The following is a 9,223-nucleotide window of genomic DNA, read 5'->3' as shown; positions in this document are numbered from 1 at the left end:
CGCCCGGCGGGCCCGCGGCCCGCGGCCGCCCCCCCCCCCCCGCTCCTGTCGTCTCACCGCCGGCGCCCTGGCCGCCAGGCGCTCGGTGCCCCGGCCCGGACGACGGCCCTTCTCCTCGGCCGAGCTCGGCTGGATCCTGTGCACCGGCTGCGCGCAGGTGCGGTCCAGCCTGGCCCAACAAGCCGCCACCGAGGACCCTCTGGCGCTCCTGACCAGCTTCGGCAGCGCGTTGGACGTCTACGTCGTCGCGTACGCGGTGGACGGCCTGTCCCCCGGTGTCTACCGCTATGACGTACTGGAGGACGGCCTGAGCCCCCTGCCCAGTTTGGCGTCCGGGCCGCGCGGGAGATCGTGCGCCGCGTCGCCGACACCTCGCCCACGCTGTTCCAGGACGTCCCGGCCGGTCACCAGATCCGGGATGCCAACCGGGCTTACGCGCAGGGGTACATGGAGTCCTTGCAGGCACTCGACTCGCTCGGGCGCGCCTTCGGTACGGCGGTGTCCGCCGCGCGCCTGCTCCTGGAGTCGGCGGGAGGCATCCGGACGGCCTACCTGCCGGACGTCTGGGCGCCTGCCCTGCGTTCACCCGCCGAGCAGTCTGCGCGCCCCGAGTGCGAGCGAGATCTCCACGAGGTCGCCGACCCGGGTGAGGCTGCGGCCGGTCAACTGCTCGACGCGGCGCAGCCGGTTGAGGACGGTGTTGCGGTGGCAGTAGAGGCGGGTTCCGGCACGCTGCGCGGAGCCGTCGGTCTCCAGCCAGACCACGAGGGTGTCGAGGAGGAGGTCCCGGTCGGTGGGGTCGAGGGCGCGCAGCGGACCGAGGACGCGCTCGGCGAGCGCCTGGGCGAGCTCGGGAGATGAGACGACGAGAGCGTCCGGCAGCCGTTCGTCGAGGAGTACGGTGCCGCCGCTGCGAGGGCAGGCACGCAGCGCCGTGTCGGCGAGGCGGCGCGCGTGCGGGACGGCGGCAAGCCCCTCCACGGGTGAGCCGATGCCGGCGCGAGCCCCTGGTGGCAGGGTGAGCCCGGCGCCGAGGGCGGACAGTTCCGCCGCCGGGTCGCCCTCGGCGTCACCGAGGAGGACCAGGGCGTACTGGGCGTCGGGGCGGGAGTGGCGCAGCGTCCGCGTCCCCGGCGGCAGGGTGAAGCCGCCGCCCTCTCCCGCCACCGCGATCACGGCGTACCACCCGTCCTCGGGCAGCTCGAGTACATCGGCGGCGGTGGGCAGGTCGGTGAGGCGGGCGCTTCCGTCGAGAAGGCTCGCGGTCAGCAGCCGCAGACGGTTCTCGTGCCGCCAGGCCATGCGGCGCTCCGTGCGGCGGTAGGCGTCGGCGACCACGCCGCAGTGTTCGTCGACGAAGTTCCAGACATCCGTGGCGACGTGGATGAGCAGCCCCATGTCATCGGGGTTGCCGCGCGACACCTCCTCGACCAGGCCCTGCCACACCATGGCCCCGCCGAGCCGGAAGGCGTGCAGCAGCGCGTCGAGCGGCAGGCCCCGCTCGGCGCGTACCCCGGCGATCTGGATGGACGTGCGGTGGGCGGCCTCTCTGGTCTCTCCCGGCTGGAGGAGTGAGGTGACGCTGTACCGCAGCGAGCGGTGCACCTCCTGCCACACCTCGGTGGGGCGGGCCTCGATGTCGGCGCGGTAGGCGGGCTCCTGCTCACGCAGCTCCGCCACGAGCCGGTCGGTCATCGTGGGCAGATCCCTCAGCAAGGCGCGGGCCGCGCGGTGCAGTACGGCGACGGCCTCGGCGTCGAGCAGGGAGCGGGTGCCCGGTGCGAGCGGGGTGATGGCGGGCACTTCGTGCAGGGGCCCGATCCGTGACCGCAGGACGTGTGGCATGAGGCCTCCACGGGAAGTGTGCGCACTGCCGGATCTTCTTGACGCCCGAAGAATGGCATACCGCCCAGTCGGTACCTAGAGGTGTGCGGCAATCTCCTCATCACGGTCCGGCAACCCTCCGACACCGGCGAGGAGTCGGGACAGCTCGACGCGGGAGCGTACGCCCAGCGCGGCGAACACATTGCGCAGGTGGTGGTCGACGGTGCGGGGGCTCACCGACAGGCGCACCGCCACCTCGCGGTTGGTGGCTCCCTCCGCCACATGACGGGCGATGCGCTGCTGCTGCGGGGTCAGCGCCGTCAGCGGTCCCTGACCCGGCTCGCCTGCCACCGCCTCGCCCGCGGCGCGCAGTTCACCGCGGCTGCGGTCCGCCCAGGCGCGCGCTCCGCACCGCTCGAAGCCGACCAGCGCGTCCCGCAGCGGGCCGCGCGCCTCGCGGGTACGGCGTTCGCGGCGCAGCCACTGGCCGAGCAGCAGCTGCGTACGGGCGCGTTCGAACTCACCGGGTGAGCGGTCGTGGTGCGCGAGCGCGCTCTCGTACGCGGCGGCCGTCTGCTGCGGTGGGGCCAGCAGGGCGCGGCAGCGGGCCAGCTGGGCCGGGGCGAGCCGGTCCGCGGTGGACTCGGTCCAGCGGGTGAACTCGGCCGTGGCGCTCCGGGCCTCTGCCGTGCGCCCGGTCTGGACAGCCGCCTCCACGAAACAGGGAACGGCCAGCATGCGGACGGCGAAGTGGCCGCTCCGGGGCCCCGGGGCCACCAGCGGAGCGAGGCGGGCGGCGGCGTCCCCCGGGCGCCCCGCCGCGAGATCCGCTCGGGCGACGGCCCAGACGGCGAGGGTGGCGGCCTGCTGAAGACCGTGCGGGCCCGCGCCCGCCGCCGCGGCCCGCGCATGCCCGGCGCAGACCTCCGCGTCACCCTCCACGGAGGCGGCGAGCGCGAGGACGGCCTGCAGACAGGCCGCGACGTTGGGCTGCCCGATGCGGTGCGCGGCCCTGAGCCCTTCCAGGGCGTGCGCCCGTGCCGTGGTGTGGCGGCCGGCGCGCAGCTCTCCGTAGGCGAGGTGTTCCAGTGCGCGCGGCAGCAGCACCTCGGGGCCGTAGGCACGTACGGCGGCGAGCGCTCGGGCGCCCGCCGCGCAGGCGGTCTCGACCTCGCCGACGACCAGGGCGGCGACTCCGGCGCGCAGCAGACCGGCCGGCTCGCCCGTCTGCGGTACGTCGTCCAGGCAGCGGCGCAGCAGGGCATGCCCCTCGGCGGTGCGGCCCGCGAGGACGGCGTACATCCCGGCGCGGTACGCCTCGAGGGACGCGTCGTCGGCACAGACCGGGACGCGCGCCATCGCCTCCCGGTACGCCGCGGCGTCGCCCATCGCCCAGGCCGCCTCCGCCGCGCCGATCAGCGCGTGGCGGGCCTGGTCGGGCGGGAGCAGCACGGCGGCGGTGAGCAGGGCTTCCTTGGCGTCGGCGACCGGTCCGTCGGTGAGGGAAAGCAGTCCGCGCACCTGGTGGACGCCGCCGTGGGCGGGAGCGCCCGCGGTGTGGGCGAGCAGGGCGCGGGCCCGGACGGGGTCTCCCGCCTGCCGGGCCGCTTCCGCCGCGTCGGCCAGCCGGTCGGTGCGCAGCGCCGTGTCGGCGGTGAGCGTCGCCGCGCGGGCCAGAGCGGCGGAGCGCTCGGCGTGCGCGCGGGGCGCGGCGGCCTCGGCGGCGAGGGCTCCGGCGAGCCGCGCGTCGTGATCCTCCGCGGCGCAGGCGAGGTGGACCAGGCGGGAGAGGCGGTCCCGGCAGGCGGTGGCGAGGCGGACGTGAGCGGCCCTGCGGCGGGCGAGCGGGGCGCGGTGCAGCAGGGCCCGGCGGAGCAGTGGTTGGGTGAAGTGGATGCGCCCGCCCGCTGCGACGACCGCACCGGCGGCTTCGGCGGGCGCGAGTCCCGCGGGGTCGCCACCGGCCCGTAGCAGCAGGGCGAGGTCCGCGCCCGCACCCTCCGGTTCATGCTCCCCGGCCGCCGCCGCGAGCAGCAGCAGGGCGCGGGTGTCGGCGGGCAGATTCTCGACGCGAGCGGCGTAGTCGTCAAGGACGTCTTCCCCGCCGGGCAGCGGATCGGGCAGCGGGGTACGGCCGGCCAGCTGGTCGGGGGTGAGGGCCGCGACGAACGCGGAGAGCAGGCGCGGATTGCCCGCGGCCTCGCGGATCAGCCAGGCTTCGACGACCGGGTCGGCCGGGCCGCGGGTCAGCCGTTCGAGCAGGGCGGCGGCCGCGCTGTCGTCGAGCGGTCCAAGACGCAGGGTGGCGAGGCCGCACAACTCTCCCGTTTCCAGGTGAGGTTCGGCGAAGGTGAGCAGGACGGCCACGGGTCTCTCGGCGGGCAGCCGGCGCAGGTCGGCCAAGAGGGCGGCCCTGGCCGTGGGGTGCCAGGTGTGCGCGTCGTCGACGCACAGCAGCAGCGGGCTCTCCTGCGGCGGCGGCAGCGCCGCCGGGTCGGTCGGCTGGACGGACGGGGCCGGGCCGCAGATCGTCCGCGCGTACTCCACGAGTGCGGTGCGGCCGAGGCCGGGCTGCGCGGTCATGGCGAGCACGCCGCCACGGCCGGCCCGCAGGCGCCCCACCAGGGTCTCCACCGCGGCGATTTCCGCACGGCGGCCGTACAGCTCAGGGGCCCTGAGCACGCCGGGTTCGGTCGTCGAAGGGGTCACGCCCGCACGTTACTTCCGCGTAACACAACCCGGAAGTCCCGCGTCCGCCGCACTGGGCACGCCACCAGTGGCAACAGCCCCGGGATGTGCGCGAGCACAATCGGGCGCCCGGGGCACGGCACACGTCGTCCGCCGCCGGTTGACCGGCGACGGACGACGGGCCCCCATGAAGGGTCATCGGGATCAGGAGTTGTGCGGGCAGTTGCCCCGGTACTCCTCGATCGTGAGGCTTGGCCTCGGCAGCGGGCAGAGGAACTGCTCGTAGCGGGTGTCGTTGTCGATGAACCGCTTCAGCCAGGAAAGGCTGTACTTCCCGATCGTCGTGTTGGACGAGTTCGGCGTGAAGTGGGAGGCGCCGTTGAGCTCCAGATATGCCTTGTCCAGGGAGCTCGGCAGCGACTGGTAGAACGGCTCGGAGTGGGAGGACACGGGGGCGACGGTGTCGCCGTCAGCGCCCACGACGAGGGTCGGCGTCCGCAGCTCGGGCCAGGTCTTGTCGGTGTTCCAGCCGGTCAGCGGGATCGCCGCCTTCAGTGAGGTACGGCTCTTGGCGGCCTCCAGGCTGCCACCGCCGCCCATGGAGTGTCCCATCACGCCGAGCCGGGAGGCGTCGACACGGCCCCGCACCGAGCTGCTCTTCGTCAAGTAGTCGAGCGCGGCGAGGAGTTGGCGCCCCCGGCTGTCGGGCTGGTCCACCGTCGAGTTGGTGTCGATGGTGAAGACCACGAAGCCCTGGGAGGCGAGCCGCGGCCCGAGCCAGGCGATGCTCGACTGGGACGCGGTGAAGCCCGGGGAGATGGCGACCGCGCCGAAGGTGCCGTCGGCGGTGGACGTCGGGTAGTAGATGGTGCCGCCGCCGAAGCCGGACACGCTCAGCGACGAGACGTTGGCCTGCGACACGGAGTACGAGCCGCGCGAGGCCTCGATGCTGGAGACCGTGGGTGCCGGGCCGCGTTCGTACGGGTTGTCCGCGGCGGCCTGGGCGCCGGGCGCGAGGCCGCTGCCGAGGAGTCCCGCGGTGGCGACCGTGGCGGCCAGACAGGCCCGCACCATGGGGCGGGAGAAGGCGTGCAGACGCACGGAGGGGTCCTCTCGGTCGTGGCGGAGCCACCCGGGAGAGGGAGGTACGCCCCGGTGGGAACCGCCGTGTTCGTTCGTTGGCGGTCCCCACCGTGGCCGTACCGACAGGGCGTCGGCATCGGTGAAATCACCGGTGTCGCCGAGACGGCGGCTTCAGCGGCCTCCGGGTGGGGCCGTCAGCCGCGCAAGGGGCCCTCGCAGGTGTAGTCGGACGTTCCCGCCCGTCCGTTGGTCCAGATGTCCACCTCGCCGAAAGCGCAGTTCATGTCGGTGAGGTTGTTGTCGCCGCCCGCGGCGCGGTCGAGGATGTAGGCGTCCACGGTCTCGGACATGTCCTTGAAGACGAGGTCGGGATCGGCCGCGTCGCTGAGGTTCGCGGTGATCCGGCCGGTGCACACGAACCGCGGGCGGCCCGGCGCGCCGGTGGAGCGGCAGTCGGGCGTGATGCCGGTCGTCGCGATGAACGAGGAGCGGACCTGGCCCGCCGTGCTGTCGCGGAGCCGGCCGACGGGGACGTACTTGGTGTCGGGGACGAACAGGTCGTCGACGTGCGCGATCTGCTTGTCGAGGAAGGCGTCGTAGGCGCTTTGCAGCCCCGCGTCACGGCCCAGACGGTCGCGCCAGGCGTCGAACGCGCCAGGGTCGTCGGAGCGCAGGTGGCGGTACATCTCCTTGATCAGCGCGGGGCGTTCGGTCCACAGGAACTCGAAGAAGGCGCCCGCGTAGTCGTAGAAGCGGAAGCCGTCCCCGTCGTAGGTGGCGTGCAGCAGCTGGTCCACGGTCATGCGCGGGCCGCCGCCCGCGGTGTCGTCGATGATGCCCTGGATCAGGGACTTGCGGACCTTGATGCCGTCGTCGCGGGTGGCGCCGTCGAAGAACTCCGCCGTGCCCTCGTCCATCGCGGTCGTCCGGTCGCCTTCGTACCACGGCCCCTCGCCGAAGAAGCCCGGCACGGCCCAGCGGCCGTTGAGGTAGTGCGTGTACTCGTGGCGGAACAGCTCCTCCAGCGTCAGCGAGGAGTCCTGGGGGACGCGCCGCTGGTAGGTGTAGAAGGTCGCGCCCCTCTCGATGTAGACGCCGCCGTTGTCGGTGCCCATGCCGGTCAGCAGCGGATGGTAGTTCTCGTAGTCGGCGCGAGAGGCGTACAGGACGGTGGTCAGGGTCGTGTGGGGATCGCCGCCCAGCGGCTCCTGGGTGCCCACGACGCGGTGGAACTGGGCCTTGACCTGCTTGCTCGCGTAGTAGAGCTGGTCGACGGTGTCGCGGTCGAGGGCGGTGCGCACCTTCATGCCGCCCTTGTCGTACGCGTAGGTCTGCGGGAAGAGGCGGCGCTCGATGTCGCCCCTGCACACCTTGTACGGCTTGCAGGCGTCGAACTCGATCAGCCAGGTGACGACCTTCGCCCACGGCGCGCTGCCGTCTCCGAAATTGCGGGCGGTGAGGTCCAGGAGAGGGCCGAGCCCGGCGACGATCTCGGTGCGCAGAGCGTCGATCTGGCCGATCCTGCCGTACTCGCTCACCGCGTCGCGCACCACCCATGCGTTGGGCTTGCCCCTGAGGTGGGTGTGCCCGGCGAACGCCTTGAAGGCGGCGCGGTAGGCGGGGTCGGCGGCCACGGCGGCGCGGAAGGCGGTGTCCTGGTTGCCGGGGTGGATGCCGAGGTAGTTCAGGGTGAGCGCGGCGAGGGCGGCGCCCGCCCAGCCGGTGTTCTGTGCGGTGTCGGGGTGGGCGGCGTCCATCGTCGCCAGGACCCTTTTGACGAGCGGCAGTTGATGCTGCCGCAGGCCCGCCGCGCTGGCCGCAGTCAACGCCTCGCGGAGCGTCTCGGCGTTGGAGCGTGTGACGTCGAAGGCGTGGGCGGCCGTGCCGAAGGCGTCCACGGCGCGTCGCATGGCGGCCAGGGTCTCCGGGTCGGTGATGTCGACCTCGTCGTGCGAGAAGCCCTGGTAGGAGACGGCATGCAGGTAGGTGAACATCTCAAGGAGGTGGCTGCCATTGGTGCCGTCGTGAGAGGGGGCGAGCTGCGTGACGCGCCGGGACACGGCCTGGATGTGCGCGGCCGACATGATGGGGGCGAGGCGCCGGTCCCAGGTCCAGACGAGTCCGCGCAGACAGCCGTCGGCGGTGACGGCCGGGTCGGCGAGGAAATCGACGAACTGGGCGGGCGTCAGGCCCTTGACGCCGTCGAGTGTGCACGGCACCGACGTCTTGCCGACGGTGGCGCGTGCCACCTCGGCCATGGCTTTCGCCTTGTCCGTACGAGGACCGGGGACACGTCCGTCGCTGAGTCCGCCGGGGGCGGGGAGCTTCCGGGCGGTGGACTTCGGTGCCTTGGCGCGGCGGTCGACGCGGTCGAACGGGCTCGGCGCCTCAGGTCCCAGCGCGGCGGCGGGGGCGACCGGACGCGGGGCGGGCGCGGGGGTGTCCGCATGGACAACCGGTGCGGCCGTGGCACACAAGGTCACGGATATGGCCGCGGCCACCATGGATCTGCGCAGGGTACGGGGCTGTTGCACGACAGGCTCCTGATGTGTGGGAGGTGGGGCAAGCAGTGCGTGCGCATGACGCGGGGGTGGCTTGTCGACACCTACCGGTCGGCAAAGGCCACTTGAGGAGCGGGGTCGCGCCATGTGATGCGTAACGTAGTAATGTGAAATGGTACTGACAACCCCTCAGACGCTGTGGTGTCCCCTGGACCGTCAGTGCCAACGTCCGTACGGAGCCCGCGTGTTCACACCGCGGGCAGACCAGGACGGCGTACCGGATCCCGGGGCGAGTCCAATGTGACCTTGTACGCTGGTGAACCACTCGGGGCGGGCGCGTGAGCCACGACCTGCGGGGTCACGAAGGGATCACCACCATGGGTCACCTCACACAGCGCACCCTTCTCACTCCCCGGGAGCGGCTGCGCGATCAGGTCGCCCATCACTTGCGGGCCGCGCTGATATCCGGCGAACTGCGGCCCGGTGAGGTCTACTCGGCGCCCGTCCTCGCCGAGGACTTCGGGATCTCCGCGACGCCGGTACGCGAGGCGATGCTCGACCTGGCCCGCGAGGGCCTGGTGGAACCGGTCCGCAACAAGGGCTTTCGCGTCACCGAGGTCGATGAACGCGACCTCGACCAGTACACCGAGATCCGCACCCTCATCGAGGTCCCGATGATCGGCCGCGTCACCCGGTCCGCGTCGCGCGCACAGCTGGAAGAGCTGCGTCCCGTGGCCGACGAGATCGTGCGCGCCGCCCGCGACCACGACCTCATCGGATATCTCGAGGCCGACCGGCAGTTCCACCTCTCCCTGCTCGCGCTCGGCGGCAACGACCGACTCGTCGAGACCGTCGGCGACCTGCGCAAACGCTCCCGCCTCTATGGACTGACGGCGCTGGACGAGCGCGGCCGTCTCATCCCCTCGGCGCAGGAGCACATCGAGCTGCTCGACCTGATGGCGGCGGGTGACGCCGAGGGAGCGGAGCAGTGCATGGCGCGCCATCTCGGGCATGTGCGCTCGCTGTGGGCCCGGGGCACCCGGCGTCCCCAGCAGTAGGACCTACTCACTGGTTCGTTTGATTCTTCAACACAGTGCACGATTCATTGACGCGAACCGTTCACATCT

At 72.8% G+C, this 9,223-nt stretch carries 5 protein-coding genes; 1 reads left to right on the top strand and 4 read right to left on the bottom strand.

Annotation, left to right across the window (positions count from 1 at the left end; all coding sequences use genetic code 11):
- Positions 1-582: 582 nt before the first annotated feature.
- The 4 genes from AB0I94_RS08680 to AB0I94_RS08665 form a co-directional block, all read right to left on the bottom strand.
- Positions 583-1,845 (bottom strand): helix-turn-helix domain-containing protein, encoded by a 1,263-nt coding sequence (locus AB0I94_RS08680; protein ID WP_363308704.1) that lies wholly within the window; start codon positions 1,843-1,845, stop codon positions 583-585.
- A 75-nt stretch (positions 1,846-1,920) separates the two neighbouring features.
- Complete coding sequence (locus tag AB0I94_RS08675) at positions 1,921-4,533, bottom strand: LuxR C-terminal-related transcriptional regulator (RefSeq protein ID WP_363308703.1); 2,613 nt, start codon at positions 4,531-4,533, stop codon at positions 1,921-1,923.
- A 183-nt stretch (positions 4,534-4,716) separates the two neighbouring features.
- Complete coding sequence (locus tag AB0I94_RS08670; RefSeq protein WP_363308732.1) at positions 4,717-5,586, bottom strand: alpha/beta hydrolase; 870 nt, start codon at positions 5,584-5,586, stop codon at positions 4,717-4,719.
- 203 nt (positions 5,587-5,789) lie between these two features.
- Entirely contained in the window at positions 5,790-8,129 is a 2,340-nt protein-coding gene (locus AB0I94_RS08665; RefSeq protein WP_363308702.1) for a collagenase, read from the bottom strand.
- A gap of 344 nt (positions 8,130-8,473) precedes the next feature.
- Here AB0I94_RS08665 and AB0I94_RS08660 point away from each other — a divergent pair, with 344 nt between their 5' ends.
- Entirely contained in the window at positions 8,474-9,154 is a 681-nt protein-coding gene (locus AB0I94_RS08660) for a GntR family transcriptional regulator (protein ID WP_363308701.1), read from the top strand.
- Positions 9,155-9,223 lie beyond the last annotated feature (69 nt).

It is taken from the genome of Streptomyces sp. NPDC050147 (genome assembly GCF_040660195.1).
Lineage (GTDB): Bacteria > Actinomycetota > Actinomycetes > Streptomycetales > Streptomycetaceae > Streptomyces.
Note: the sequence above shows the minus strand (reverse complement) of the source record. Positions and strands in the feature narration are given on the sequence as shown.

Coding starts and splice junctions, on each gene's coding strand:
- AB0I94_RS08660 (WP_363308701.1), top strand. CDS start 8,474: ATGGGTCACCTCACACAGCGCACCCTTCTCACTCCCCGGGAGCGGCTG.
- AB0I94_RS08680 (WP_363308704.1), bottom strand. CDS start 1,845: ATGCCACACGTCCTGCGGTCACGGATCGGGCCCCTGCACGAAGTGCCC.
- AB0I94_RS08670 (WP_363308732.1), bottom strand. CDS start 5,586: ATGGTGCGGGCCTGTCTGGCCGCCACGGTCGCCACCGCGGGACTCCTC.